Origin of the sequence: Myxococcus sp. AM011, from assembly GCF_013372595.1 — a bacterium.
Taxonomy (GTDB): Bacteria; Myxococcota; Myxococcia; order Myxococcales; family Myxococcaceae; genus Myxococcus; species Myxococcus eversor.
Window position 1 is genome coordinate 1 of record NZ_JABXEM010000042.1, and the last position, 25,386, is coordinate 25,386.

Consider the following 25,386-nt stretch of genomic DNA (forward strand, 5'->3'; position numbering starts at 1 on the left):
CTCCAGCCAGGATTCCGCGCCATGGCACATGGGGAAGGCCGTCCCCACCCTTCGGACAGCCTTCTTGGAGGGAGCGCCAACCATGAACTTTCCCAGCCATGTGAATGTCCCCAGTGAGACGCGCGAGGAGATCATCGACCTGCTGAACAACCTGCTGGCCGACTCCATCGACCTGCACTGGCAAATCAAGCAAGCGCACTGGAACATCCGGGGCACCCACTTCTACAGCCGTCACCTGCTCTTCGACGACCTGGCCAAGCACGCGCGCAAGCAGGCCGACGAGTTCGCCGAGCGCGCCGGCACCCTGGGCGGCTACGCCGAGGGCACCATCCGCCTGGCCGCCAAGAACAGCGAGCTGCCCGAGTACGACCTCAAGGCCGTGGAGAGCGAGGACCACCTGAAGTGCCTGGTGGACCGCTTCGCGCGCTACGGCGCCTCCATCCGCGGAGGCATCCAGCGCTGCGATGAACTGGAGGAGCCCATCACCGTGGACCTGCTCACCCAAATCCTGGGCGACGTGGAGCTGGACATGTGGTTCCTGGAGAGCCACCTCAACGGCACCGCGCGCCCCACGCCGCGCACCAAGGGCGGTCGCGACGAGTCTCGCTCCAGCGAGCCCACCCGGCCTCCGCACGCCTGAGCCACACTCCGACCTCCCTTCCCCATGGGCCCGGCGCTTCCACGAGCGTCCGGGCCCGTGTCGGCATATAGAAGGCGTCCTCGGAATCCAGAGGACGCCCACATGAGCGCTGAGACACGGTTGGACGGGAAGGTGTGCCTCATCACCGGGGCCACCGGCGGCATCGGCCTGGCGACGGCCAAGGCCCTGGGACGCCTCGGCGCCACGGTGGTGCTGGTGGGCCGCGACGCCGCCCGCACCCAGGCCGCCGTGGACGCGGTGAACCAGGTCGTCGCGGGCGCGAGTGTCGACACGATTCTCGCGGACTTGAGTTCGCTTCAGGCCGTGCGTGCGCTGGCCGACACCTTCCGTTCGCGCCATTCGCGCCTGGACGTGCTGGTCAACAACGCGGGCCTCATCATCGACCAGCGTCAGGTGACGGTGGATGGGCTGGAGGCCACGCTCGCCACCAACCACCTGGCGCCCTTCCTCCTGACACATCTCTTGATGGACACGCTCAAGGCCAGCGGCCCCGCGCGCGTCGTCAACCTCTCGTCGGACGTGCACCGCATCGGCAAGCTCGACTTCAGCGACCTCCAGAGCGAGCGTCGCTACGACGGCTTCCGCGTCTACGCCAACTCCAAGCTGGCCAATGTCCTGTTCACCCACTCGCTTTCGAAGCGGCTGGAGGGCACGCGCGTGACGACGAACGCGGTGCATCCTGGCGTGGTGCGTTCGGGCTTCGGCCACAACACCAAAGGCTACTTCCGCTGGATTGTGAAGCTGGGCGCGCCGTTCTTCCTCTCCGCCGAGGGCGGCGCGAAGACGTCCATCTACCTGGCGTCGTCGCCGGAGGTGGACGGAGTCTCGGGCAAGTACTTCATCCGTTGCCGGAAGAGGAAGCCGTCCGCCGCCGCGCGGGACGACGCCCTCGCCGAGCAGCTCTGGCGGGAAAGCGCGCGGCTCACGGGAGTCCAACCATGATTGACCTGTACACGTTCGCCACGCCCAACGGGCGCAAGGTTTCCATCGCCCTGGAGGAGCTGGGACTGCCGTACACCGCGAAGTCGGTGAACATCGGCAAGGGCGAGCAGTTCAAGCCCGAGTTCCTGGCCATCAATCCCAACAACAAGATTCCCGCCATCGTCGACTCGGAGGGGCCGGGCGGCAGCCCCATCTCCGTCTTCGAGTCGGGCGCCATCCTCCTGTACCTCGCGGAGAAGACGGGCCAGCTCATGCCGTCCAGCCTGCGCGGCAAGACGGAGGTGACGCAGTGGCTGATGTTCCAGATGGGCGGCGTGGGCCCCATGTTCGGCCAGCTCAACCACTTCGGCCGCTTCGCCTCCACCAAGATTCCCTACGCCATCGACCGCTACACCGAGGAGTCGAAGCGACTGCTCAAGGTGCTCGACGGGCAGTTGGGCAAGGGGGACTACGTGGCGGGCCGCTACTCCATCGCCGACATCGCCCTCTACCCGTGGGTCGCGGGCATGCGCTCGTTCGTCCCGGAAATCTTCGCGGGCCTGGGCCAGGTGCCGCAGTGGCTGTCGCGCGTGGGTGACCGTCCCGCCGTGCAGCGCGGCATGAAGGTCCCCTGAGCGTTACTGTTCCCCTCTCCATGCCCGCGCTCGAACAGCTTCGCTTCGACAACTCGTACGCCCGCCTGCCTCCTGGCTTCGGCGCGAGAGTGTCTCCTCGCGCCTTCCCGAATGCCCGGCTGGTGAGCCTCAATCCCGCCGCGCTGCGCCTCCTGGAGCTGTCGCCAGAGGAGGCTCGACGTCCGGAGTTCGTCGAGGCGCTGGGCGGTGGGCGTCCGCTGCCGGGCATGGAGCCCTTCGCCATGGTGTACGCCGGGCACCAGTTCGGCGTGTACGTGCCCCGGCTGGGGGACGGCCGCGCCCTGCTGCTGGGCCAGGTGCGCACCAGCGCGGGCACGTCGTGGGACTTGCACCTCAAGGGCGGAGGCCCCACGCCCTTCTCGCGCGGTGGAGACGGGCGCGCCGTGCTGCGCTCCTCCATCCGTGAGTACCTGTGCGGCGAGGCCATGCACGGGCTGGGCATCCCCACCACGCGCGGGCTGTGTCTGATTGGCGGCGACGAGCGGGTGTACCGCGAGGAAATCGAACCGGGCGCCATGCTGGTGCGGATGGCTCCGTCCCACGTGCGCTTCGGCACGTTCGAGTTCTTCCACCACTCCGAGCAGCACGAGCACGTGGCGCTGCTGGCCGACCACGTCATCGACGGACACTTCCCCCACCTGTCCGGAGCGCCGGGGCGCCACGCGCGCTTCTACGCGGAAGTGGTGGAGCGCACCGCGCGGCTGGTGGCGCAATGGCAGGCGGTGGGCTTCGCGCACGGGGTGATGAACACGGACAACATGTCCATCCTCGGCCTCACCCTGGACTACGGCCCCTTCGGCTTCCTGGACGCGTTCGAGCCGGGCTTCATCTGCAACCACTCCGACCACCGGGGCCGCTACGCGTTCGACCAGCAGCCGCGCATCGCGATGTGGAACCTGGCCTGTCTGGGTGAAGCGCTCCTCACGTTGATGTCCGAGGACGAGGCCCGCGCGGTCCTCACCACCTTCGAGCCCACCTTCAAGGAGCACTTCCTGAAGCGGATGCGCCAGAAGCTGGGCCTCCAGGAGTCACGCGACGAGGACCGCGCCCTGGTGGGAGACCTGTTCGCGTGCATGGCCGAGGCCCGCGTGGACTACACCCGCTTCTTCCGCGCGCTGGGACGGCTGGACTCGGTGGGAGCGATGTTCGCGGACCGGACGGGCTTCGACGCGTGGGCGGAGCGATACCGGGCGCGGCTCGCGTCGGAAGGCAGCGTGGACGAGGAGCGGCGCACGCGGATGGAGCGCGTCAATCCGCGGTACGTGCTGCGCAACTGGATGGCGCAGGCCGCCATCATCCGCGCCCAGGAGGGCGACTTCTCGGAGGTGGACCGCCTGCTCGCCGCCCTGGAAGACCCCTTCACGCAGCGCTCCGAGTACGAGGAGTACACCACGGAGCCTCCTGCCTGGGGCCGGCACCTGGTGGTGAGCTGCAGTTCGTGAGGCACGGGAGACCCTGACTGGCGCGCGCCGAAGTGTCTGGATTAGAACCGCGCGCCATGTCCGCTGACGTTGTCATTCCCAAGAACGAGCTCAGTGAGTTCGACCTGCCCCGTGTCTGTGTCATCACCGGCCAGACGGAGGGCATCTCCTTCAAGCCCGTGAAGTTCGCGTGGTATCCGCGCTGGCTGCTCATCTTCGTGCCGTTCGCGGCCCTCATCGTGCTGCTCATCGCGATAGCGCTCACCAAGCGCGCCAAGGGCACCCTGCCCTTCAGCGAAGAGGGGTGGGCCCGGTGGCAGCGGAGCAAGCTGCTCTTCGGACTCTCCTTCCTGGGCACCATCGCCATCCTGGTGGGTGGAATCACCGTGTTCGCGGGCAGGAGCGATGGGACGCCCATCCTCGTGGCGGTGCTGCTGGCCGTCCTCTTGCCCGTCGTGGCCTATTTCGCGGTGATGAAGGGACGGGTGCCCCTGGTGAAGCGAATCGACGAGCGGCACATCACCCTCTCCCTCCCCAGCGAGTCGGCGGCGACCACCATCACCGCGCACCTGAGCTCCGGGCGGCGGCGGTCGCGCGGCGTGCAGCACCCGCTGGAGCGGCAGTCGGCATGAGCGTGGAGACGCCACCGGAGGGAGCCTCCTGCGCGGGGCATCCCGACGTCATCGCGAGCTGGGTGTGTGGCCGCTGCGGCACGTTCATGTGTCCGGGGTGCGAGCGGCGGGTGCGTCCGGAGGCGCGCCCCATGTGCCCCTCGTGCTGGGACCTGCGCGAGCGCACCGTCAACGCGCCGGAAGTCGCGGGCATGGGGCTCGTGGTCAGCGGGCTCGTCCTGGGCGTGCTCTCGCTCGTCCCCATGTGCATCGCCATCCAGATTGCGTCGGCGATAGTGAACGTCGTGGCCCTGTACCGCACCCGGGAGCCCCCGGGACGACAGCGACGGTGGATGCCCATCACCGGCCTCGTCCTGACGGGCGTGGGACTCGTCGGCAGCGGCATCGTCGCGGTGTTGGGCTCCATCTAGCCCGCCTGCTCGCCTGGAAGGTTGGCGAGCCGAAAGTCACCCCCGAGGGCGCTTGCCGCGCGGGGGGAGCGGGCTGACCTTCCACCTTCCATGACGACGGACCTCACCCGCCTGCCCTCGCGTGGGCCCCAGGGCGCTTTTCACGTCGTCGTCGAGTCCCCTCGGGGCTCGACGGTGAAGCTCAAGTACGACGCCGCGCTCTCGGCCTTCACGCTCTCCCGCCCCCTGACCCGGGGGCTTCGCTATCCGTTCGACTGGGGCTTCATCCCATCGACGAAGGGTCCGGACGGAGACCCGCTGGATGCCATGGTGTTGTGGGACGACACCACGTGGCCCGGGGTGGTGCTGCCCTGCCGCGCGCTGGGCGTCCTCCAGGTGGACCAGAAGCGCAAGGGCGGCAAGCCGGGCGAGCGCGAGCGCAATGACCGCATCATCGCGCTGCCCACGGCGTCGCCGCGCACCGAGCACCTGCGCACGTACCAGGACGTGTCCCGTCGCGAGCGCGAGGAGCTGGCGCACTTCTTCCTCACCGCCGTGCACTTCGAGGACAAGGAAGCGCGCATCCTCGGTTGGGAAGGCCCCGAGGCCGCCGAGCGGATGTTGCACACCCAAGCCGCGACGGGAGGCTGACTCGATGGCCCAACCCACACCCATTCGAGGACTGGGCCCGGACAGCGAGCTGGGCGAGGCCGCGCGGCGCATCCTCGCGGGCCGGCTGGCGGATGTCCGCAAGCCCGAGGCGAAGCTCGCGGAGGCGCTCGACGACGACGGGGTCCACGACATGCGCGTGGCCACGCGTCGGCTGCGCGCCGCCATCCAGGTGTTCCGTCCGCTCGGCGGGCTGGGCAAGCTGGAGGTGGAGGTGAAGCGGCTCCAGGACGCGCTGGGCGACGTGAGGGATTTGCACGTCCAGGCGGCCTGGCTGGAGGAGGTCGCGAAGAAGTCGCGCCGCGAGAAGCCCGACACGCGCGCGGGCATCGCCGCGCTGGGCAAGGCGCGCCTCACGGGCCTGAAGGCGAAGGAGAAGCGGCTGCGCTCGGAGTTGGAGCGGTGGGCTTCGCGCACCATGCCCCGGCTGCTGCGCAAGGTGGACGGGCTGGAGGACGACCATCGCTTCGGCGGGCGCCGGGTGAAGGAGCCTCTGCTCTGGCGGGTGCGCCGCGTGCGCAAGCGGATGAAGGTCTACATGGACGCGCCGGATGCCGCGTCCGCGCATGCGCTGCGCAAGGACTTGAAGAAGCTGCGCTACGAGTTGGAGATCTTCCAGCCCGCGTTCCGCCGCACGCTGGGCGCGTTGGTGGAGGTGCTCGTCCCGCTCCAGGAGGGGCTGGGGGAGCTGCACGACGCGGACGTGAGGCTGGAGGTGTTCGAGCGACTCGCCGCCGGAGGCAAGCCCGGGGAGCGCAAGGCCGCGCGTGCCCTGCTGCCGCTCATCCGCGAGGGTCGGGCGCAACGCTCCGCGGAGATTGCACGCGAGCTCCAGCGCTGGCACGCCGAGGCGATTCCCCGACGGCTGCTCCAGGTGCTCGCGTAGCGCGGACACGTGGGCGCCACACGAGGGCGTCCACGTATTCGCGGGACGTGGGGTGACGCTCAGCCGTCACAGTCGGTGGGGCAACCCTGGTGCGTCTCGTGCGACTCGCACAGCCCATCGCCGCACGTGTCACCGACGGGAGTGTCGCAGTCGAGCGGGCAGCTCAAATGCGTCTCGAGCGGCTCGCAGTAGCCGTTGCCGCACGTTCCGCCGATGGGACCGGCGCCGCAGTCGGTGGGGCAGCTCAGCTGCGTCTCGCTCAGCTCGCAGAGCCCGTTGCCGCACGTGCCTCCGATGGGACCGGCGCCGCAGTCGGTGGGACAGCTCTGCTGTGTTTCGAGCGACTCGCACAGTCCGTTGCCGCAGGGGTCGCCGGGACTGTCGCAGTCGAGCGGGCACGTCTCGGGAGTCTCCCCGAGGTCACAGATGCCGTCCTCGCCACAGGGGCCCTGGGGAGGCTCTTCCTCGGTGAGCATCGCTCGCGACACGGAGTTGTCCGCGACCTGTGTCGGCCCGCCCGCGTTGCAGCCGAGGAGCGCGCCGAGACACCATCCACCCAGGAGGACGACCAGTTGCTGCTTCATGTGCGTGACCCCTCTCGAAAGAGGGGTCTGGGATTACCACGGCGGCGGCGGACAGCGTGACACCCGTCGCCATCTGATTACTGCTGCTGCGTGGGTTGCTCCTGGGTCGAACCCGTCCCCGGGGTACTCCCTTGTGAGGTCGCGTCGATGCTCACGGCCTTGGCCTCCCCTGTCTCATCCATGGTGTACGAGGCGCGGACCTGGGCGCCTTCCTGGATGTCCTCGGCGACGGAGCGGAACCCATCCACGGTCACCTGCGTCTCGGGTTTGACCGTCAAGCGGAGCTGGGGCTCCCCCCCCTGACTGAGCAGGACCTCGGTCTCGCTCGCGCGGACCACCTCGCCGGTGAACTGCTGCGGGGTGTTCTGCTGAGCCTGTGTTCCCGACGTGGTGCCGCTGCCCTGCTGAGAACCGGAGGGAACCGGGAGCATGACCACGGGCTGCTGGGGCTGCTGCGCGCCCTGCTGTGGCTGCGGCTGCTGGGTGGTGCCCGAGGTGCCCGTCGTGGAGTCAGGGGTCCCGGAGGCGGGCTGCCGCTGCTCGGTCGTCGAAGGCGCGGTGGCGATGGGCTGCTGCTCCGTGGCCGACGGGGTCGACGACGTGGTGGGCTGCTGTTCCGTTCCGCTCGTCGTCTGACCCTGCTGCTGTCGGGCATCGAGCTGCTCGAGGGGAGACAGCGGCTGCGGACCCTCGTCGACCTGTTGCCCGGAGCCACCGGAGGCCTGTCCCGAGCTGGAGTCCGTGGGCGACCCGGTGGTGGATGGTGTGGATGACGTGCCCGTTCCCGAGGAGGAGGCCACGGGTGACTGCGTGTCCTGCCCCGTCTGTGACTGCGTGTCCGACGGCGCGGAACCACTCTGTGCCGCCTGCTGTTCAGCGCGTTGCTCCGCGCGGAGTTCGGCGTCCCGCTCCGCCCGCAGGTCGGCCTGTCGCTCCGCCTCGCTCTCCGTGCCGGTGGCGCTGGCCTGGGCCTGCTGCTGCGCATCCAAGGCCTGCTGTCCTGCCTGAGCGGCTTGTTGCTGAGCGTCCGTGGCCTGCCGTCCCGTCTGTGCGGCTTGCTGCTGAGCGTCCGTGGCCTGCTGTCCCGCCTGTGCGGCTTGCTGTTGAGCGTCCGTGGCTTGCTGTCCCGCCTGGGCAGCCTGCTGCTGAGCAGCTCCGGTGGCCTGCTGCTGCGCGGCCCCCGCCTGTTGCTGGGCCGCACCCGTCTGCGCATTCGCCTGGGCCGCCTGTTGCCGCGCTGCCCCGGCCTGCTGCGTCGCATCCGTGGCCTGCTGCCGGGCCTGGGCGGCCTGTTGTGCGGCTTCCGTCTGCTGTGCGGTCTGGGCCTGGTCCGCCTCGCCCGACTCACGCTGGGCGCGGGCCTTGGCCTCGTCCAGGGCCTGCTGCTTCCGCCGCACCTCTTCCTGGGCGCTGTTCGCCTGATGCTGTTGTTCGCTCGCGGTCGCCTCCGTGCCCTGCCGCGACTGCGCCTCCTGGCCGCGCTCACGGCAGCCGGTGACGAGCAACGCGGCGGCACCGGCGGCCACCCACCCTCTCGCGCGGACCTTCATGAAGACCCCCTGTCGTGACTTCCGAAAAAGAAACATGGGAAGTCATCGAATCTCGCCAACCCACGCCCTCTCCGGGCGGCCGCCCACTCGCCCGTCCTCCACCGGGCAGCCCGGCTCACGACGCCCTACCCTTTCCTGGAGTTTGGCGATAAGGGGCGCACCCCCATGCATGCCTGCGGACTCGACTTCGGAACCAGCAACACCGCCGCGGCCCTGCCTGACGGCACGGTGCTGTCGCTGCAACCCCATACCTCGGAGCCCCGCCTCTTCCGCTCCGTGATGTTCTTCCCGGACGACGAGCGCGAAATCTACACGGGCGCCGACGCCATCAACCGCTACATGGAGGACAACACCGGACGCTTCATCCAGTCCGTGAAGTCCTTCCTCCACTCCAACTCCTTCCGCGCCACCCAGGTGAGGGGCCGCACCTTCACCATCGAGGACCTGGTCGCCATCCTCCTGCGTCGCGTGCGCGAGGCGGCGGGCGCCCACATGGGAGGCCTCCCGGAAGCCGTCATCCTCGGCCGCCCCGCCGTCTTCACCCCGGACAAGGACGCGGACGCGCTCGCCCAGAAGCGCCTGCACCGCGCCGCCGAGCTGGCCGGCTTCCAGCACATCGAGTTCCTCATCGAGCCCATCGCCGCCGCGCTCGCGTACGAGGCGCAGCTCACCCGCGATGAGCTGGTCCTCGTGGCCGACTTCGGCGCCGGCACCACCGACCTCACGCTGATGCGCCTGGGCCCGTCGCGCCGAGGCGCCAAGGACCGCCGCCCGGACGTCGTGGGCTCCACCGGTGTGCGCATCGGCGGTGACCGCTTCGACGCCGAAATCATGCGCCACAAGCTGCTGCCCCGCTTTGGCGCGGGCTCCACCTACCGGGTGCGAGGCCTGAGTGACAAGCGCCTGCCCATGCCCCAGCACGTCATGGCCAAGCTCTTGTCCTGGCACGAGATGTCCTTCATCCGGGAGAAGTCCACCCAGGACCTGCTGGACACCATGCTGGAGACCAGTGACAAGCAGCCCGAAATCGAGGCGCTCCACGACCTGGTGATGGACAACCTGGGCTATCGCCTGTTCCGCGCGATTGAAGCCGCCAAGGTGCGCCTGTCCCGCGACGAGGTGGCCACCGTGGACTTCGAGGAGGCCCGCATCAACCTCCACGAGCCCATCACCCGCAAGGAGTTCGAGGCGTTCAGCAAGCCGCTGCTCGACGAGTTGGAGCAGTGCACGGTCGGGCTGCTGTCGCGTCACCCCGAGGCGGCGAACATCGACGCCGTGTTCCTCACGGGTGGCTCCTCGCAGATTCCCGCCGTGCGCCAGCTCTACGTGAATCGCTTCGGCGAGGAGCGCGTGCGGACCGCGGACGCCTTCACCTCCGTGGCCGAGGGTCTGGGACGCGCCTCCGCGACGTTCGGCTGAGCCGCGGGCACGCGCTCACTGCGTGCACATGAAGTACGGCCCCGCGCGCTCGCGCCTCAGGGGCCCTGAGTCGGGCCCTGCACGGAGATGAGCACCTCGCCTCGATGGTTGCCCGCCTTCAGGAGGCCGCCCCAATAGCGAATGGCCGCGTCGACGTCCTCGTGTAGCCGACGACCGAGACTCGGGCCGCATGAGGCGCGTGGCAGCCGGGCCGGGTGCGGTCAGCGCGGGCCTGCTCGTCTGGACCGCCCATCAGCACCGCCAAGGTACGGCGCTGGTCATGGTCCTCGGGCTCTCCCGCGACGACGGGCGCGAAGACCCGTGAGCCATGGCCGGTGACGACGATGAGGCGTCGGTCTGGATTCTTGTCGGGCTTGCAGAGGTCCACCGAGTAGCCGTCGTATCGACCTGGCCTCGTGTGGACGTCCGCGAGCTGGCCGAGCTTCGGCGCGGGCCTGAGGACACGTGGGGCACAGGCACTCGACGAGAGGACGGTGACGAGGCCCACGGCGAGAAGAAGGCATCTCATGACGGGGAGTCTCCCGCCCGCGCCCGCGCCAAAGCCAATCATGGAATCATCATGATTCGGGGGGGCGCCACCGCCTGACAGGTGCAACCCGGTGGAGTTCATCCACGGCGACACGCCGCCCGGAGGGACTGCGTTCCGGGCGGCGCGAGTCACGTCGCGACTACTCGACCCAGTGGACCTTGCCCAGGCCGGCGGCAACCAGGTCGCACACGTAGAAGATGTCGTCGTAGGGATAGTTGTCGTAGACGCCCCGCGCGGCGATGCAGCGCGCGCTGTTCGGGGACGGAGCGTTCAGGTCCGCGGCCAGGGTGCGGCAGCTCGCATGGTCCGCAGGGCCACCACACTCCTCCGTGCAGCTGTCGGCGTGAATCCAGGCCGGGTTGTAGAGGGGGTAGGAGTCCGCCTCCACCCAGCACAGGCCAGAAGCACACTGCGTGTCGGCCGAGCAGCCCTTGCCCGTCGCCGTCAGGCTCTGCGTCTGCTCCGCGGCCTCCGGCGTGGGCTCGGGGGTCGGCTCCGCGGGCGCGGCGTTGCAGCCAAGGAACGTGAGAGCGAAGAGGGAGGCAGTCACTGCGAGGAGGTTCCGCATGGGGGAGTCCTTTCCAGGTGTAGGGAGGGGCGGAACCAACCACTCCTGAAGAACGGAACCAAGCGGACTTCTCGCGAATTCTTATTTTAAGAGACAGAATCAGGTTTTATTTGACTCGGGGCACATCCGTCGTTCCAGGAAGCTCCGCCATCGAGGTGAGACCGCGCCCCTCTTGCCGAGACGCGTCGTGAGCGGGCCGGACAGGATGAGGGATGCGACGAATCTCCCGAATCCTGCTCCCCGCCGCCGCGTTGGCCTGGGCCGCCGTGCTGTCTCCCGGCTGTGATGACAGCGACCCCTCCGAGACACCGCCGAGAGCGGACGGAGGCGCTGGTGCGGACGCGGGCGACGGAGGCGACGGAGGTTCCGGCCCGGTGCCCGACGCGGGGGGAATCGAGCCGGGCCCTGTCGACGCCATCATCGCCGCCATGCCGGCGGGCTCATGGAAGGAGCTGCCGGGGACGAACATGGCGGACGTCTGTCCCCCGCCGTACTCCAGCTATCCGTGCGAAGCGGTGATGATTGCGTGGAGCGGTGGGGCCTACGACTCGCTGCGAGACAGGCTGGTTGTCTGGGGCGGCGGGCATGACGACTCGCCGTACAACAACGTCTTCACGTTCGACCTCGCGTCGATGACGTGGAAGCGGTGGACGGAGCTGCCTCCGGGGATGACGGGCAACAGCGTCACGCCGGTGATGCGGGACAAGCGGCTGGAGACGTGTGGCTTCTATCCGTCCGTCGCGTCGCTCGATATTCCGGACACGAGCCTGACGGCCAGCGGCTACGTGCGTCCGGAGCTGTGTGACGAGCCGAGCATCCTCGCCCAGGTCGACTTGCAGCAGCCGCGCAGCGCACACACCTACGGCAACATCGCCTTCAGCCAGGCGACAGGGCGATTCTATGTGCTCGGCTCCGTGGGTCCGTACCCCAGCGGACAGGCGGGCTCGAAGCTGGTGATGGGCTTCGACTTCGCGACGGGGCGTTGGGTGCGCGGTGCGAACAACCCGGTCATCGACTACGGAGCCAGCGCCGCCGATGCGCGCGGGCACGTCTGGTACGTGGGGCCGAGGAAGCTGCACGAGTACGACCCGGTCGCCGACACCTGGACGGCGCATGCGGCGGATGGCGTGGGCTACTACTACGCGGGCGCGGACGTGGACACGCGGCGCAACGTCCTGGCGCTGGTGCGCGAGGGGGCCACGGTGTCGACGTATGGGTTGGGTGATGCGGGGAAGACGCAGGCCACCGTCACCACCACGGGATTGAGCACGCCGGTGGGTGGAGCGCCGGGGCTCGCGTACTCACCGGTGCTGGACCGATTCGTCGCGTATCCCGGAGGGAAGAGGCTGGCGATGCTCGACCTGCCGAACGCGCGCTGGGTGGAAGTCACGGGCACGGGGGATGACCCGGGCCCGGCCGCGTCGAATGGGACCTATGGACGGTTCCGCTACAGCCGCGCGCGCAACGTGTTCGTCGTCGTGAACGGGACACGGCGCAACGTGTTCCTCTGGAAGCCACCCGCGACGGCGCCAGCGCAGTAGCCTGGTATCCACATCGCAGACAGGGTTGGCATGCTCCAGTGCAGGCCAGCCCTTCCTGGAGAGTGCCCATGAGACTGCATCGCGCCCTTGCGTTGTTGCTCTTGCCTTTGCTGACAGGCTGCGCCACGGCGCGAGTGGTGCGCTTGGAGACGGACCGGGGTGAGGTGCTCACCTTCATTCCTCGCACCGACGAAGCCGAGCCCGTCGAATTGGAAGAGGATGAATTCAAAGAGGCTCTGTTCAAGCACGCGAGAACCCAGCGACCTCCGGCACACCCGCAAGAGGCCGCCCGGCGGCTCTTCGAAATGGACGCGCGTGGAGGAACGTACCTCTTCGATGCGCGCACCCGCCAAGTCACGCCGCTTGGGTCAGGCGAGCGTCTGGAGGGGGAGCCTTCGGAAGCAGACGTGGAACTGACGCGTGCCTACCTGCGCTGGTGCGCACGTACGGAGAGGACAGGAGATTGCCTCCGCTTGTTAGCGGAGAAACCCACGGTGACTGGGGATGGTCGTTACGCGCTGGCCATGGCGCTCGCCCAAGACGCTGTGAACGAAGAGATGTTGGAAGCATTCAAGGACATGGTCGACCCGCACGCCATGCTGGCGGACGCGTTGTGGACGGGCACGCTGTATCTCATCTTATGGACGGTGCCCGAACCGGTGAGTAAGGGATTGGCTGCTGTCATGACAGCCACCCTGATTGTCTACCTGGGAGTGGACACTTTCTGGAGCCTGATTACAGGCTTCCGGGGACTGGTAGACGAGGCGGATCATGCCCGCACCTTCGATGAACTGCGCGACGCTGGGGAGCGGTACGGCAAGGTCATGGGACGGAACGCGGCGCGCGCATTCGCCCTTCTCGCCACGGTGGCCATCGGGAACACGGCGGCGGGGTTCGCGGGCAAGGTGCCGACGCTACCCGGCTCGGCGCAAGCATCCATGCAGGCAGGTTCCCGAGCGGGCATCGTGCTGGCCGCCGTGGGCGAAGTGCAGGCGGTGACGGCGACGGGAGAAGCAGTCACCATGGCGCTCGCTCCTGGCGCGGTCTCCACGACGGCACGGAGCATTGGCGGTACGGCTATCGCTCCGGTGGACGCCAAGGGCCAGGATCACCACATCGCCACCGACAAGTGGTGGACGGACACGAAGGACGGCGGGCCATGGTCGCCCCTCTTCAAAAGAATCTTCGACAGAGCAGGCATGTCGCTGAAAAATGACCCTGCGAACATCGTCAATATCAAGGGCCATCAAGGGCCGCACCCGCAGTCGTATCACAAGGAAGTTCACAAGCGCTTGCTTGAAGCAACGGAGGATTGCCGCACCATGCAGCAGTGCCGCGAAGCATTGACGGCAGAACTTCGCCGCTTGGCGCAGGAGATTTCCAAGGAAGGCTCCAAGCTCAACAAATGGGTGACTCGCAGCGAATGACGGTGGGTGCGCATCATGCCGCAGCGGTACTTCGAGCTGACCGATGACATGAGTATTCGGGGACGGTGGGTGCTCGGAACACCCGCTGATCTGCAAGCCCGAGAAGTGGAAGACCCGTGGATTTTCAAGAAAGGGAGACCCGTTCCAGACCTGGGCCGCTTGCAGGTTCCGGTGGATGTCCCAGGGAAGCCCCTGGACTTTTCCCTGGCGGGATTTGCCACGCCCATCGTTCACGTCCGGGTGGCTTCCCTCTTCGTGGAAATGGCCCCAGCCGACGTGCAAATCCTGCCAGTCAATATCCAGGGACAGGCCGATCAGTTCTGCATCTTGGTCGCGACCAAGCTCATTCAGTGCGTCGATGATGCGGCATCCGAAGAAGTGGAATACTGGAAGCCAGAGGATGGGCGCCCGGAGAAAGTAGGGCAGTACCGCAAGGTTTCGGGAATGCGCATCGACCCATCGAGAGTGGGCGACACCCAGGTGTTTCGGACCTGGGGATGGTCCGTTGTCCTCGTTGTCTCTGAAAGGCTCAAAGGCGCGCTAGAGCAAGCAGGGGCCACCGGAATGCTGTTCGAAGCGGTCTAACCCTCCCGCCTCGAAACCTGCCCCTACACCACGCCAGAGTCGCTGTGCGGGCGCTCAGCGCCGTGACTACGGCCCCACGTCCACATCCCGACTGAGCCAACCCACTCCGCCGCGTCCGTCGCGCGCCACCACATACACGGTGATTCGCTGAGCCGTGGCGGGCGTCTCGTACTTCGACGTCGGGTCTCCAGGCCTGTTGTCCACGGGCTCCTGCGAGCGGAACTCCTTCACCTCGCCGTCCCCCGTGACGAACCAACTGTAGAAGACCTGCTCCGTGCGCGGGCCGTCCTCCGCCGTGTACAGCTCCAGGCTGCCCTCCGTGAGCACCGGACGGAACACCACCTCCGTGGCCAACGGCAGCGGTCCCGTCAGCGTCGCATCGTCCCAGAGGATGTCCGCCACCGCCGGATTCTGATTCGGCGCCGTCGTCGAGCGCACGAGCACCTGCCTCACGCCCCGCTCCACGCCCTCCGGCGTGCCCGTGCCGTCCGACGCCTCGTAGCCCACGAAGAGCGGAATGCCCTGCTCCAGCGCCTCGCGCGTGCGCGGGTCATCCGGATTCGGCGTCCCTCCTCCATTGGGATTCGCCGCGGCCAGCGCCTCCTGCAACACCACCTGCACGTTGGGGTCCTGCAATGACAACACACCATCCGGCAGCGCCACGCCGTTCACACCCGGGCAGCGACCGTCATACGGATTCCCGTTGTAGCGACACAGCGCATACGTGACGGTGACGGCACGCCCCTCCGGCGCCACGCCCAGCGCGCTGAACGTCACCGGCCCGGGCAACGTCCCGGTGTCCGGATTCAGCACCAGCTCCGGCGGCTCCGCGCGGATGCCCAGCACCCGCACCCGGCGGATTTCACTCTGCAATTCGAAGTCGGGACCGCAGGCAAACAGCAGCGCGGCCAGTGTGACGAGGACTCGCGTGCGCATGCTCAGAAGCTCCCCTTGGCGCCGAGGACCGGAAGGATGGGCAGTCCCTCGAAGTAGGCGCTCTCGGTGTAGTTGTAGTTGTAGGCGATGCCCTCCACCGCCGCGTTGTTGTAGACGTTCGTCAAATCCAGATAGAGGTCCAGCGTCCACTTGTCGAAGACGAGAATCTTGTCCACGCGGATGTCCAACTGATTGAACGACGGCAGCCGTCGCGAGTTCACCCCGGCGAACAGCGGCAGGAACACGTCGGTGCCGTCATCCCTCACCGAGCCCACCACCGGCGTCGTCGGATTGCCCGACGCGAAGCGGAAGCGCGCTCCCACCTCCCAGCCCTTCGGCAGCTTGTATGAGGCAATCGCCGTCAGCACGTGCGTCTGGTCGTTGTCGAACAGGCGCCAGTTCGCCCCCGGCGCGTCCCGGCGCTCACTCCTGCTGAGCGTGTACGCAATCCAGCCGAACAGGCGCTCCGTCAGCGAGCGGCGGATGAGAATCTCCAGGCCATACACGCGGCCCACGCCCCCGTTCTTCAGCCGCTCCGGCACCAGCTCCCCGTCCCGCTCCACCAGCGCGTCCGAGCGGCTGATGAGGTCGTCCAAGTCGTTGTAGAAGACCTCGCCGCTGACGAACCACTCCTGCTGCGGCTGCCACTCCGCGCCCACGCCGTACTGGAGCGAGCGCTTCGCCGACAGGTCCGGATTGCCGAACGCCAGGCTGGGCTCATCCTGCACCGGAGGCCCGTGGTACACGCCCGCGCCACCCTTCAGCGTCAGCGTGTCCGTCAGCGCATAGCGCACCGCCAGACGCGGGTTGAGCGTGCGCTTCACGTCCTTCTGGTCCGTGAAGACATACCCCTCGTACCGCACGCCCGGCACCACCAGGAGCCCCTTGAACGGACGCCAGCGCCCCTCAATCCACAACGAGGGGAAGTACTGGAGGAAGTCACCGTCGGTGTTGAGCAGGTCCTCGGTGATGAGCGGACTGGGCGGCTCGCCCTCGCGCGGCGGACGCTGGATGCGCGCCTTCACGTTCGCGAAGCTGCTGGTCACGTCCACGCCACCCGCCAGGGTGAAGGGCTCCACCAGCGCGTACTCCGCCGTGGCGCGCAGGTTCAGGTCCGTGGAGGCGATGCGCAGGTTGCGGTCGCCAATCTCGAACTCCACCAGCGTGTTGCCCACCAGCGCGTGCGTGTCCAGCGTGAGCCGGTCCGCGCGGTACTGGTGACGCAGCCGCAGTTGGTTGAAGCCCGTGGTGACGTCCAGGCTGCCGTTGACGGTGGGGTCGTTGTCCGACGGCCGGTCGAACACCAGCCCCAACCTGTCGCGCGAGGTGATGCCCTGCAGCGTGAAGGTGTGACGCGACAGCGGCTTCCACACCAGCTTGAGCTGCGCGTCGTAGTAGCGCGGCGCCACCTGGAGGCTCGGGCCGTCACCCTCCGGAATCACCCCCAGCACGATGTCGATGTACGAACGCCGGCCGCCAATCGCGAAGCCCAGCGTGTCCGTAATCGGCCCTTCAATCACCGCGTTGGACTCAATCAGGCTCACGCCCACGGTGGCGTGGAGGCGGTCCATCCTCGGCTCGCGGCTGTTCACGTTGATGACGCCGCCGGTGATGTCGCCGTAGTACGAGGAGAAGTTGCCGGGCAGGTAGTCCAACGACTCCAACAGCTCGGAGTTGTAGACGCTCGTCAGGCCGCCGAAGTGGAACAGCAGGGGGATGCGCTGGCCGTCCAGGAAGACGCCGGACTCCTGCGGGCTGGTGCCTCGAATCACGAGCGCGCCACCGTTGAACGCGGGCCGCGCGACGCCGGGCAGGTTCTGCACCACCTTCAGCGTGTCGCCCTGCGTGCCAGGCACTCGCTGCACCTCCGCCACCTGGAGCGTGGTGCTCGTCACCTCCTTGCGCTCACGGTCGCTTCTCACCACCGTCTCGAACGGACTGAAGATGCGCTTCTGCACGTAGTACGTGGCGCGCGTCTCCAACCCCTCGGACATCGTCTCCTTCGTCTTGAAGCGGTCATACCCGCCCTGCACCACCAGCACCTCGTGGGTGCCCAGCGGCACGCCTCGGAAGGAGAAGCGTCCCTCCGCGTCCGCGACGGCGGACAGGTCCAGCTCCGGCAGCACGATTTCCGCGCCGTTGAGCGGCTTGCGCGTGCCTCGCTCCAGCGCCTGACCGCTGAAGTTCACCGGCGCCTCGGGCTGCGAGACGCCACCGTCCTCCGTGGGCGTGGGCTCCACGGGCCGGAAGACGAACTGGTACGCGTACTGGATGCGCACCGGGGAGGGGACGTTGTCCACCTCCGCCGGGGAGAACTCGAACTGCTTCACCGCCTCCACCGCGGCCTCGTCGAAGCCGTGCCCCGCGGCCTGCGTCACCTCGACATTCGTGACGGCGCCCGTCTCCGAGATGTCGATGAACATCACCACCGTCCCCTCCAACTGCTGGGCGGCGGCTTCGGCGGGGTACGGCGCTTCCACCTGGCGCAGGAGCTCGGGTGGCTTCGTCAGCACACCCGCGGGGATGCCCGCATCGGGGTCGGCGACGCCGCCATCCGGGGCCTGGGCCAGCGCCCCGGTGGCAACGAGGAAGCAGAAGACGGTGAAGAGCGTTTTCATGAGGGAGGGGCGCACCAACGCGCGCCCTCCCGAAGCTCTCACAACTTGGGCGCGAGGACGATTTCGATGCGCCGGTTCAAGCTGCGGTTTTCCGGCGAGTCGTTGGCCGCAATCGGCTGGTACTGGCCGTACCCCGCCGCCGACAACGTCGTCGGGTCGACACCCGCGTCCTGGAGCGCCCGGACCACCGCCATGGCCCGCGCCAGGCTCAGCTCCCAGTTCGTGGGGAACTGACCGCCGCCCGTGGGCACGTCATCCGTGTGGCCCTCCACGCGCACAATCTTCCCCTGCACCGTCTTGAGCGCGGTGGCGATTTTATTCAGCGCGTCCACGCCCTCCTTGCCCACCCGCGCCGAGCCGGAGGCGAAGAGAATCTTGTCCTTGAGCTGCACCGTCATCCGGCCCTTCAGCTCGGACAGCTCGATTTTGCCTTCCGAAATCTCCGACTTGAGGCTCTGCGCCAGGTTCTCGTACTCGGAGCTCTTCTTCTCCAGCTCCTCCTTCGCCTGCGCCAGCTTCTTGGAGTTGCGCGCCAGCTCGTCATTGAGCGCGGCCAGCTGCGCGTTCTGCTCCTGCAGCGCCCGGCGCTCGGCGGCGCCCGACGTGAGTCGAGACTCAGAGGTGGTCAGCCGCGTCTCCAGCGCCGTCTTCTCCTGCTCCTGCGCCGTGATTTTCTCCGTCAGCTCCTTCACCTTGGCCTCGGCGGCCTCGCGCGCGCCCTTCTCGTCCGTGAGGCCCTTGGTGAGCTGCTCCGCCTCCAGGGCCTTCGCGTCGAACTTGCCCTGCGAAACGCATCCCGTGGAGAGCGCGACGAATGCCGCCAGAATCAGCCGTGTCCGCATATGTATGGGTTCTCCCGACAACGATGGTTGGAGCTCCACCTTACTGCTCGGGAGCTTCAAGGTCAGGAAGAACCCACAGGGGCATTTCGCCAGCCGGGTGCCCTGGCCGGTGGCCAGGGGGTCCTCGGTGGCGTGGCCCTCAGCGCGGGAAGATGGGGTGCACGTCCAGCCAGACGGAGAAGAGCGCGTCAGCGAACGTCTTGCCGGGGATGGAGACGCCGCCGCTGGCCGCGCCGCCGATCTCCAATCCGCCCCCAGGCGTGTAGGTGATGATGAGGTCCCCGCCCTTCTCCACGTCACGCATCGAGTCGAGCATGACGCCGAGTTGCTGGGACAGAGGCCCCTCGCGCAGCTCCGCGCTGCGGAGCAGGCCGTGGCGCAGGCTGTCCACCAACTGCGAGCGGGTGATGTCCCTCAGGAAGCGGAAGTGCAGCCGCTTCACCGAGTTGGAGGCGATGGCCTCCGACGCACTGCGTGGACGGTCCTCCAGATAGAGGCTCCACACGTACACCTTGAAGAGGAAGCGCTTGTGCAGCTCCATGTGGGCGAGCTCCACCGTTCGCCCCTGGAGCGTCATCGAGTCCGGCATATGGACTCCGCCCACCTGCTTCTGTCCCGCTCGCGCCGAGCCCGCCACCAACACCAGCCCCAGCACGAGCCACCGCGCGCTCTTCCACGCCTGCTCTCTCATGCGTCCGACCCCCGCCCCGTTACGGTGCCGGGATAGGTGCGCACGCCCTCGCCTCGCCGCCAGCAGATCCACGTGTGCACCTGTGCCCTGGTGGACGGAGAAGACCGCCGGTGAGTCCGATGTCACGCCGGGTGTCGAACCCAGGGATGCCCTGCCAGGGCACCCGGTGGGAGGCTGAAGGGGAATGTCGGGGTGAATCGGGTCCATGACGCTCGTTGGAGAACATACCAGTGCTCTCCGACGTGCGGGGCTCCGGGCTTCATGACAGGCCGGGTTCCGGGCATCCGGACCGAGCCCTTTCCGACACGTCGCTCAGAGGGTGCCGGGGTCCGTGCGCTCCAGCAGGGCGCCGGCCCAGGTGAGGCCGCTGCCGACGACGCTCAGCACCACCGCGTTGCCCAGGGAGGCGTCGTCCCAGTGCTCGCTCAGCACGCCTGGGGCTCCGGCCGCGCCGGTGTTGCCCCGGACGTTGACGTTGAAGCGGTGGCGGGACTCGGGCACCTCGCAGCGGCGCTGGACGGCCTCCAGCATGCGCAGGTTGGCCTGGTGGCCGATGAAGGTGACGTCCTCGTTGCCCTTCCCCGGGTGCTGACGCAGGTAGTGGGCGCGCAAGTCCAGGAACGTCTCGCCCGCGCGGCGGATGGCGAACTTCTGCACCTCCGCGCCGTGCTGGGTGAAGTGGCCGATGCGCGGCACCCGCACCTTGTCCGCGCCCGACGGGTCTCCCGCCAGCCGCGTCTCGGTGATTCGCCAGCGTCCCGGCACGCGGGGAGAGAGCACCGCCGCCGCCGAGCCATCCCCCCACAGCACCGCGCTGGAGCGGTCCGTGTAGTCGACGACGCGCGTGGAGTTGTCCATGTTCACCACCAGCACGTAGTCCGGCAGTCGCTCCGGCCGCATGCCCGTGAGGAAGTGCAGTTGCGTGCAGAACGAGGAGCAGGCGCTCTGGAGGTCCACCGCCGGCGCGTCGATGCCCAGCACCTGCGCCACGCGGTTGGACTCGGCGGGAATGCACTCGTCCGGGCTGCACCCGCCCGCGACGACGAGGCCGATGTCGGACGGCTTCAGCCCCGCGCGCGTGAGCGCCATCCGCGCCGCCTGGGCCCCCGTCTCCGCGTTGCTGAAGAGGGCCGCTTCCTGCGCGGCCCGCACGTCCTTGTTGCGCGTCTCCCGCAGGTACTCCAGCGGCAGCACCGTGTGACGGGAGCGGATGCCCACCCGCTCCACAATCCACGCGTCCGAGGTCTCGAGCCCCAGCTCCTCGAGGAAGGCATTGGTCAGGAGGTTGGGCGGATGGAAATGGCCGAGCGCGTGCAGGAACATGTGAACCCTCTAACCACGAACCCTGCCCATTCTCTGTCAGCGCCCTGTCACGCCTTCGCCACTCCGCGGAGCAGCCGGCCACTCGTGCGGAGCGCCGGACCATTCCCGTCACGTTTCCGCCACGCCGCTGACGCGCTGTGTCGTCACTTCTCGGGCGGTGGGGGGAGGACCTGGGTGGTGAGCACGAGGCGCGAGTCGCCCTTGCCTTCGATTCGCATGCCCAGCTTGTGCATCTCCGGGGTGGGGGTGAGCGTCAGGGGCCCGGCCATCGAGAAGCTGATGAGCACGGTGCCGGCGGCCAGGACGTTCATCGTCCCCTGGTAGGTGACGGACATCGACACGGGGGTCTCCTCGTCCGAGGGGACCTCCAGCGTGGTGGACACCGCGAAGACGCCCACGGGCCCGCGCACCTCGTGGCGAATCTCCGAGAGCTGGATGCGGGTGTCCTTGAACTTCACCCCGTCGGCGCCCCCTCCCTTCTGGAGGCTGGCCTGGAACGCCTGGGCGACGCGCTCCACGCTGTCGCCAATCTTGAGCGGCGCTTCGGGGAAGGCGGCGACGATGGGGTCCTCCTCGCCCAGCCCCTCCAGGTCCGAGAGCACCGTCTCCCGCACCTCCTTCGTCACGGCCATTCCGCGGAGGTCCGTCACCAGGATGCGCCCCGTCTTGAACTCCCCCAGGTAGCTCTTGCCACTGACGGCGGCCACCTCCCGCGTCTCCTTGCCGTCGCCGTCCTTCGTCACGTCCCGCACTTCACCGTAGGCAATCTTCTGCTGGGTGATGACGCGCCCCTTCGCCGCGAGCGTGGTGAGGACCTGGTTCTGGACCATCACGCTCTTGAGCGACATGGGCTCCGGCTCCATCTCTGGCCCGGTGACGTGGAAGTCCTGGGTCATCTCCATGCGCAGCCGCTGCTCCTCGGCCTGCCCCACCACCACGTCCTTCCGGGTGAAGCGAATCGTCCGGCCGAGCTCCTCCCGGTCGCCCTTCACCTCGTCTCCCAGCGCGACGGACGACAGCGACATCACCGCGACAGCGACCCACGACCACATTCGGCGCATTTGTTCCCCTCTCGCCGCAATCCTTTCATGGGCTTGCCAATATCGTCAGCCCTGAATCCGCACAGCGGAACGCGACGGTGACAGGCATTGGCGCTGGCACGGGCGAGGTACAGTGCCGCGCATGAGCGCGACGGCTACGTCCCGGGTCCACTTCCGTACGTGCAACCTGTGCGAGGCGATGTGCGGCCTGCGCATCGAGCTGGAGGGCGAGAAAATCACCGCCATCCGAGGTGACGACGAGGACCCGTTCAGCCGGGGCCACGTGTGTCCCAAGGCGCTGGCGCTGAAGGACTTGCACGAGGACCCGGACCGGCTGCGCCACCCGATGCGGCGCACGGCGACGGGCTGGGAGCGCGTGTCGTGGGACGACGCGCTCGACGAGGCGGCCCGGCGCATCCACGCGGTGCAGAAGGAGCACGGGCGCGACGCGGTGGCCTCGTACCTGGGCAACCCCAACGTGCACAACCTGGGCAACATGGTGTTCGGCCCGGAGCTGGTGCGCGCGCTGCGCTCGAAGAACCGCTTCTCCGCCACGTCGGTGGACCAGCTCCCCCACCAGCTCGTGTCGTACTTCATGTTCGGCCACCAGCTCCTCACGCCCATCCCCGACCTGGACCGCACGCAGTACCTGCTCGTCATGGGCGCCAACCCGCTCGCGTCCAACGGCAGCCTGATGACGGCGCCCGACATCCGCGCCCGCCTGCGCGCGATTCAGCAGCGAGGCGGCAAGCTCGTCGTCGTGGACCCGCGCCGCACGGAGTCGGCCGCCATCGCCGACAGCCACGTCTTCATCCGCCCCGGCACGGACGCGCTCGCGCTGCTGGCCCTGTTGCACGTCGTGCTCGTGGAGAACACGCCGCGCGCAAGCCACCTGGCCGCGCACCTGGAGGGCCTGGAGGCCGTGCGCGAGCTGGCGCGCGACTTCCCACCCGAGCGCGTCGCGCCCCACACCGGCGTGCCCGCGGAGACGCTGCGCGGAATCGCCCGGGACTTCCTCTCCACCGAGCAGGCCGTCTGCTACGGGCGCATGGGCCTGTCCACGCAGCCGTTCGGCTCGCTGTGCCAGTGGCTCATCAACGTGCTCAACACGGTGACGGGCAATCTGGACCGGCAGGGCGGCGCCATGTTCACCCAGCCCGCGTTCGACGTCGTCGGCGGGCCCAAGGCGATGGCGCTCGGACGCGGCAGCTACGGCCGCTGGAAGAGCCGCGTGCGCGGACTGCCGGAGGTCGGCGGAGAGCTGCCCGCCGCCGTGCTCGCCGAGGAGATGCTCACCCCGGGCGAGGGCCGCATCCGCGCGCTCATCACCCTGGCCGGCAACCCCGTGCTGTCCACGCCCAACGGGCCGCAGTTGGAGCGCGCGCTGGAGGGCCTGGACTTCATGTTGAGCCTGGACCCGTACCTCAACGAGACGACGCGCCACGCGAACCTCATCCTCCCGCCCGTCTCTCCGCTGGAGCGCGGCCACTACGACGTGGCCTTCCACGTGCTCTCGGTGCGCAACACCGCCAAGTACTCGCCGCCCCTCTTCCAGCCCGGGCCGGAGGGACGTCAGGACTGGCAAGTCGTCCTGGCGCTCCAGCACCGGCTGGAGAACCTGCGCCGGGGCCGTCCCTCGCTGCGCGCGACACTGAAGTACCAGGCCCTCACGCGTCTGGGACCGGAGCGGGTGTTGGATGTCGGCCTGCGCATGGGCCCGTACGGCGCGCGCTTCCATCCGCTGCGCGAAGGCCTGTCGCTGGCGAAGCTGCGCGCGTCACCGCACGGCGTGGACCTGGGCCCGCTCCAGCCGTGCCTGCTCGGCCGGCTCCAGACGAAGGACCAGCGCATCCAGCTCGCACCCGCGCCGCTGATGGCGGACGTGCGCCGGCTGCGAGAGACCTTCCCGGAGGGCGCAGCTCAAGAGCCGAAAGAGGGAGAGCTCTTGCTCATCGGCCGGCGCCACCTGCGCGACAACAACTCCTGGATGCACAACGTGGCGGGCCTGGTGAAGGGCAAGCCGCGCTGCACGCTGATGGTGCACCCGGAGGATGCCTCGCGGCTGGGCCTCGTCGATGGCGTGGCCGCCGTCGTCACCTCGCGCGTGGGCGAAGTGACGGTGCCGGTGGCGGTGACGGACGACGTGATGCGCGGCGTGGTGAGCCTGCCCCACGGCTATGGCCACCGCCGTCAGGGCACGGGCCAGCGCATCGCCGCCGAGCACGCGGGCATCAGCCAGAACGACCTGACGGACGACCGCGCCGTGGACCTGCTCAGCGGCAACGCCGCCTTCAACGGCACGCCGGTTCGGGTGAAGCCGGTCGGGCCGCCGGACGCACCCGCCACACCAGCGGCGTGAGCGCGCCGGCCGTGACGAAGACGAGCTGCACCAGGTGGCCCAGGAGCGCCACCGACATGGCGCGCGCGGCGGTGGTGTCCAGCACACCCGCCGCCAGCGCGAAGGCGCCGTCACTGACGCCCACCTGCCCGGGCACCAGCGAGCCCACCGCCAGCGCGCAGAGGTAGAGGCCTTGCGAGAAGAGCGCCTGCACCAGCGACGTGTCGATGCCCACCGCGTGCGTCAGCACCGCGTACTGCGCCACCTGGAGCGCGCGGCTGCCCAGGAAGGCCAGCATCGGGCCTCTCGGCAGCAACGTGCCGTGGCACGCCGTCGCGCGGAACTGCTCGGTGTGGTGGGCCCAGCGCTGGGAGCGACGCGCCAGCCACGCACAGGGCTTTCGCGCGCGCATGCATGCCCGCAGGCCCGTGGAGGCCACCACCAGCACCACGCCGTGGCCCAGCATCGCCAGGGTGAAGACGGACCAGCCCGTCAGCAGATAGGACGCCGCCGCGCAGGGAAAGGAGATGAGGCCGCCCGCTCCCAGCGAGGCCGCTTGCGACGTGGCCGCGGCCGCGGTGGCCGTGGCGCCGCCCATGTGGGGCGACAGCAGCGCGGCCTTGGTGGCCTCCGCCGCCGCGCGGCCCGCGGGGGCCATGCTGGACACCGCCGTGCCGATGAGCTGCGCGCGCAGCAATACGCGCATCGGGACGTGCTCGGCCCGGGCACCATAGGAGGCGCGCGTCGCGAGCGCGTCCATGCCCTGACGTCCCAGCTCCAGCAGCACCACCCAGGGCAGCCAGGGCGCGGCCTCCAGCAGCACCCCGCCCAGCTCCCGGGCTCCCGCCTTTCGCACCAGCAGCGCCAGCATGGCCAGGCCCGCCACCGCGAAGACGGGCCGCAAGAGCCCCGTCACCTTCTTCCGCCAGGGCACCGACACCGAGGGGAGCGCCATCGCGGCGTCCATCGGCCGGCCCAGGGTCATCTCCCCGCGCGCGTTGCTCACCATCGCCTCCCTCACCCACCCTGCGCCCCGAGTCACGGTGGAAGGTGGACAGCCCCGGCTGGGATTGCGAGGGTCGCCCGTCGCCCGGAAGCCACCTCCCTTTCCTCGCGTCCGCCGGTGGACATCCGCGCTC

General features: G+C 68.7%; 24 protein-coding genes. 13 read left to right on the forward strand and 11 right to left on the reverse strand.

Annotated elements, in window-relative coordinates:
- Positions 1-82: 82 nt before the first annotated feature.
- From dps to HUW62_RS11480, 8 genes are all read left to right on the forward strand, one after another.
- Positions 83-640, forward strand: a complete 558-nt coding sequence (dps, locus tag HUW62_RS11445; protein ID WP_163862944.1) for a DNA starvation/stationary phase protection protein Dps — start codon at positions 83-85, stop codon at positions 638-640.
- 102 nt (positions 641-742) lie between these two features.
- Positions 743-1,603 (forward strand): SDR family oxidoreductase, encoded by an 861-nt coding sequence (locus HUW62_RS11450; protein ID WP_176434442.1) that lies wholly within the window; start codon positions 743-745, stop codon positions 1,601-1,603.
- Entirely contained in the window at positions 1,600-2,217 is a 618-nt protein-coding gene (locus HUW62_RS11455) for a glutathione S-transferase N-terminal domain-containing protein (protein WP_163862946.1), read from the forward strand. Before HUW62_RS11450 ends, HUW62_RS11455 begins: the two co-directional genes overlap by 4 nt.
- 20 nt (positions 2,218-2,237) lie before the next feature.
- Positions 2,238-3,680, forward strand: coding sequence for a YdiU family protein (locus HUW62_RS11460; protein ID WP_176434443.1), 1,443 nt, complete (start codon positions 2,238-2,240; stop codon positions 3,678-3,680).
- A gap of 56 nt (positions 3,681-3,736) precedes the next feature.
- Positions 3,737-4,291: a hypothetical protein gene (locus HUW62_RS11465; RefSeq protein ID WP_163862950.1), complete on the forward strand. Its 555-nt coding sequence runs from the start codon at positions 3,737-3,739 to the stop codon at positions 4,289-4,291.
- Positions 4,288-4,701 carry a hypothetical protein gene (locus tag HUW62_RS11470; RefSeq protein ID WP_163862952.1) on the forward strand — a complete coding sequence of 138 codons (414 nt, stop codon included), beginning with the start codon at positions 4,288-4,290 and terminating at the stop codon, positions 4,699-4,701. The genes HUW62_RS11465 and HUW62_RS11470 overlap by 4 nt, the downstream gene beginning before the upstream one ends.
- Before the next feature lie 90 nt (positions 4,702-4,791).
- On the forward strand, positions 4,792-5,331 hold the full coding sequence (locus HUW62_RS11475) for an inorganic diphosphatase (RefSeq protein ID WP_163862954.1): 540 nt from the start codon (positions 4,792-4,794) through the stop codon (positions 5,329-5,331).
- 4 nt (positions 5,332-5,335) lie between these two features.
- Positions 5,336-6,235 (forward strand): CHAD domain-containing protein, encoded by a 900-nt coding sequence (locus tag HUW62_RS11480; protein WP_163862956.1) that lies wholly within the window; start codon positions 5,336-5,338, stop codon positions 6,233-6,235.
- 59 nt (positions 6,236-6,294) lie between these two features.
- Here the strand turns inward: HUW62_RS11480 and HUW62_RS11485 are convergent, their stop codons facing one another.
- A complete protein-coding gene (locus HUW62_RS11485) occupies positions 6,295-6,819 on the reverse strand; it encodes a hypothetical protein (RefSeq protein ID WP_176434444.1) in 525 nt (174 codons plus the stop codon).
- 77 nt (positions 6,820-6,896) lie between these two features.
- Complete coding sequence (locus HUW62_RS11490) at positions 6,897-8,369, reverse strand: hypothetical protein (protein ID WP_176434445.1); 1,473 nt, start codon at positions 8,367-8,369, stop codon at positions 6,897-6,899.
- A gap of 165 nt (positions 8,370-8,534) precedes the next feature.
- Between HUW62_RS11490 and HUW62_RS11495 the strand changes: the two genes are divergently transcribed.
- On the forward strand, positions 8,535-9,788 hold the full coding sequence (locus HUW62_RS11495) for an Hsp70 family protein (protein WP_163862963.1): 1,254 nt from the start codon (positions 8,535-8,537) through the stop codon (positions 9,786-9,788).
- A 118-nt stretch (positions 9,789-9,906) separates the two neighbouring features.
- Here the strand turns inward: HUW62_RS11495 and HUW62_RS11500 are convergent, their stop codons facing one another.
- Together HUW62_RS11500 and HUW62_RS11505 are read right to left on the reverse strand one after the other, a co-directional pair.
- Complete coding sequence (locus tag HUW62_RS11500; RefSeq protein ID WP_176434446.1) at positions 9,907-10,317, reverse strand: hypothetical protein; 411 nt, start codon at positions 10,315-10,317, stop codon at positions 9,907-9,909.
- A 160-nt stretch (positions 10,318-10,477) separates the two neighbouring features.
- Positions 10,478-10,906 carry a hypothetical protein gene (locus HUW62_RS11505; protein ID WP_163862966.1) on the reverse strand — a complete coding sequence of 143 codons (429 nt, stop codon included), beginning with the start codon at positions 10,904-10,906 and terminating at the stop codon, positions 10,478-10,480.
- Between the two features lie 212 nt (positions 10,907-11,118).
- Between HUW62_RS11505 and HUW62_RS11510 the strand changes: the two genes are divergently transcribed.
- The 3 genes from HUW62_RS11510 to HUW62_RS11520 all read left to right on the forward strand — a co-directional run bounded on the left by HUW62_RS11510 (position 11,119) and on the right by HUW62_RS11520 (position 14,459).
- Entirely contained in the window at positions 11,119-12,447 is a 1,329-nt protein-coding gene (locus HUW62_RS11510; RefSeq protein ID WP_163862968.1) for a hypothetical protein, read from the forward strand.
- Positions 12,448-12,515: 68 nt separating this feature from the next.
- Positions 12,516-13,874 (forward strand): AHH domain-containing protein, encoded by a 1,359-nt coding sequence (locus HUW62_RS11515; RefSeq protein WP_163862970.1) that lies wholly within the window; start codon positions 12,516-12,518, stop codon positions 13,872-13,874.
- 15 nt (positions 13,875-13,889) lie between these two features.
- Positions 13,890-14,459: a DUF1629 domain-containing protein gene (locus tag HUW62_RS11520; protein WP_176434459.1), complete on the forward strand. Its 570-nt coding sequence runs from the start codon at positions 13,890-13,892 to the stop codon at positions 14,457-14,459.
- Positions 14,460-14,525: 66 nt separating this feature from the next.
- Here HUW62_RS11520 and HUW62_RS11525 read toward each other — a convergent pair whose 3' ends face one another.
- The 6 genes from HUW62_RS11525 to HUW62_RS11550 all read right to left on the reverse strand — a co-directional run bounded on the left by HUW62_RS11525 (position 14,526) and on the right by HUW62_RS11550 (position 21,930).
- The gene (locus HUW62_RS11525) at positions 14,526-15,395 is read right to left on the reverse strand and encodes a hypothetical protein (RefSeq protein WP_163862974.1); all 870 of its coding nucleotides are present in this window, start codon (positions 15,393-15,395) and stop codon (positions 14,526-14,528) included.
- A 2-nt stretch (positions 15,396-15,397) separates the two neighbouring features.
- Positions 15,398-18,013 (reverse strand): TonB-dependent receptor, encoded by a 2,616-nt coding sequence (locus HUW62_RS11530; protein ID WP_163862976.1) that lies wholly within the window; start codon positions 18,011-18,013, stop codon positions 15,398-15,400.
- 38 nt (positions 18,014-18,051) lie between these two features.
- Entirely contained in the window at positions 18,052-18,855 is an 804-nt protein-coding gene (locus HUW62_RS11535) for an OmpA family protein (RefSeq protein WP_163862978.1), read from the reverse strand.
- Between the two features lie 139 nt (positions 18,856-18,994).
- Complete coding sequence (locus HUW62_RS11540; protein WP_163862980.1) at positions 18,995-19,546, reverse strand: chalcone isomerase family protein; 552 nt, start codon at positions 19,544-19,546, stop codon at positions 18,995-18,997.
- A gap of 312 nt (positions 19,547-19,858) precedes the next feature.
- Positions 19,859-20,869: a 3-oxoacyl-ACP synthase III family protein gene (locus HUW62_RS11545; RefSeq protein ID WP_163862982.1), complete on the reverse strand. Its 1,011-nt coding sequence runs from the start codon at positions 20,867-20,869 to the stop codon at positions 19,859-19,861.
- 143 nt (positions 20,870-21,012) lie between these two features.
- On the reverse strand, positions 21,013-21,930 hold the full coding sequence (locus HUW62_RS11550; RefSeq protein WP_176434447.1) for a hypothetical protein: 918 nt from the start codon (positions 21,928-21,930) through the stop codon (positions 21,013-21,015).
- A gap of 121 nt (positions 21,931-22,051) precedes the next feature.
- On the opposite strand from HUW62_RS11550, the gene HUW62_RS11555 reads away from it, so the two are divergent.
- Positions 22,052-24,268: a molybdopterin oxidoreductase family protein gene (locus tag HUW62_RS11555; protein WP_176434448.1), complete on the forward strand. Its 2,217-nt coding sequence runs from the start codon at positions 22,052-22,054 to the stop codon at positions 24,266-24,268.
- On the opposite strand, the gene HUW62_RS11560 is transcribed toward HUW62_RS11555, so the two are convergent.
- Positions 24,201-25,256 carry a lysylphosphatidylglycerol synthase domain-containing protein gene (locus tag HUW62_RS11560; RefSeq protein WP_163862988.1) on the reverse strand — a complete coding sequence of 352 codons (1,056 nt, stop codon included), beginning with the start codon at positions 25,254-25,256 and terminating at the stop codon, positions 24,201-24,203. The genes HUW62_RS11555 and HUW62_RS11560 overlap by 68 nt on opposite strands.
- Between the last annotated feature and the right edge of the window lie 130 nt (positions 25,257-25,386).

Coding starts and splice junctions, on each gene's coding strand:
- HUW62_RS11500 (WP_176434446.1), bottom strand. CDS start 10,317: ATGAGATGCCTTCTTCTCGCCGTGGGCCTCGTCACCGTCCTCTCGTCG.
- HUW62_RS11505 (WP_163862966.1), bottom strand. CDS start 10,906: ATGCGGAACCTCCTCGCAGTGACTGCCTCCCTCTTCGCTCTCACGTTC.
- HUW62_RS11535 (WP_163862978.1), bottom strand. CDS start 18,855: ATGCGGACACGGCTGATTCTGGCGGCATTCGTCGCGCTCTCCACGGGA.
- HUW62_RS11550 (WP_176434447.1), bottom strand. CDS start 21,930: ATGCGCCGAATGTGGTCGTGGGTCGCTGTCGCGGTGATGTCGCTGTCG.
- dps (WP_163862944.1), top strand. CDS start 83: ATGAACTTTCCCAGCCATGTGAATGTCCCCAGTGAGACGCGCGAGGAG.
- HUW62_RS11530 (WP_163862976.1), bottom strand. CDS start 18,013: ATGAAAACGCTCTTCACCGTCTTCTGCTTCCTCGTTGCCACCGGGGCG.
- HUW62_RS11540 (WP_163862980.1), bottom strand. CDS start 19,546: ATGAGAGAGCAGGCGTGGAAGAGCGCGCGGTGGCTCGTGCTGGGGCTG.
- HUW62_RS11465 (WP_163862950.1), top strand. CDS start 3,737: ATGTCCGCTGACGTTGTCATTCCCAAGAACGAGCTCAGTGAGTTCGAC.
- HUW62_RS11560 (WP_163862988.1), bottom strand. CDS start 25,256: ATGGTGAGCAACGCGCGCGGGGAGATGACCCTGGGCCGGCCGATGGAC.
- HUW62_RS11515 (WP_163862970.1), top strand. CDS start 12,516: ATGAGACTGCATCGCGCCCTTGCGTTGTTGCTCTTGCCTTTGCTGACA.
- HUW62_RS11545 (WP_163862982.1), bottom strand. CDS start 20,869: ATGTTCCTGCACGCGCTCGGCCATTTCCATCCGCCCAACCTCCTGACC.
- HUW62_RS11450 (WP_176434442.1), top strand. CDS start 743: ATGAGCGCTGAGACACGGTTGGACGGGAAGGTGTGCCTCATCACCGGG.
- HUW62_RS11490 (WP_176434445.1), bottom strand. CDS start 8,369: ATGAAGGTCCGCGCGAGAGGGTGGGTGGCCGCCGGTGCCGCCGCGTTG.
- HUW62_RS11475 (WP_163862954.1), top strand. CDS start 4,792: ATGACGACGGACCTCACCCGCCTGCCCTCGCGTGGGCCCCAGGGCGCT.
- HUW62_RS11485 (WP_176434444.1), bottom strand. CDS start 6,819: ATGAAGCAGCAACTGGTCGTCCTCCTGGGTGGATGGTGTCTCGGCGCG.
- HUW62_RS11460 (WP_176434443.1), top strand. CDS start 2,238: ATGCCCGCGCTCGAACAGCTTCGCTTCGACAACTCGTACGCCCGCCTG.
- HUW62_RS11555 (WP_176434448.1), top strand. CDS start 22,052: ATGAGCGCGACGGCTACGTCCCGGGTCCACTTCCGTACGTGCAACCTG.
- HUW62_RS11495 (WP_163862963.1), top strand. CDS start 8,535: ATGCATGCCTGCGGACTCGACTTCGGAACCAGCAACACCGCCGCGGCC.
- HUW62_RS11520 (WP_176434459.1), top strand. CDS start 13,890: ATGCCGCAGCGGTACTTCGAGCTGACCGATGACATGAGTATTCGGGGA.
- HUW62_RS11470 (WP_163862952.1), top strand. CDS start 4,288: ATGAGCGTGGAGACGCCACCGGAGGGAGCCTCCTGCGCGGGGCATCCC.
- HUW62_RS11510 (WP_163862968.1), top strand. CDS start 11,119: ATGCGACGAATCTCCCGAATCCTGCTCCCCGCCGCCGCGTTGGCCTGG.
- HUW62_RS11525 (WP_163862974.1), bottom strand. CDS start 15,395: ATGCGCACGCGAGTCCTCGTCACACTGGCCGCGCTGCTGTTTGCCTGC.
- HUW62_RS11455 (WP_163862946.1), top strand. CDS start 1,600: ATGATTGACCTGTACACGTTCGCCACGCCCAACGGGCGCAAGGTTTCC.
- HUW62_RS11480 (WP_163862956.1), top strand. CDS start 5,336: ATGGCCCAACCCACACCCATTCGAGGACTGGGCCCGGACAGCGAGCTG.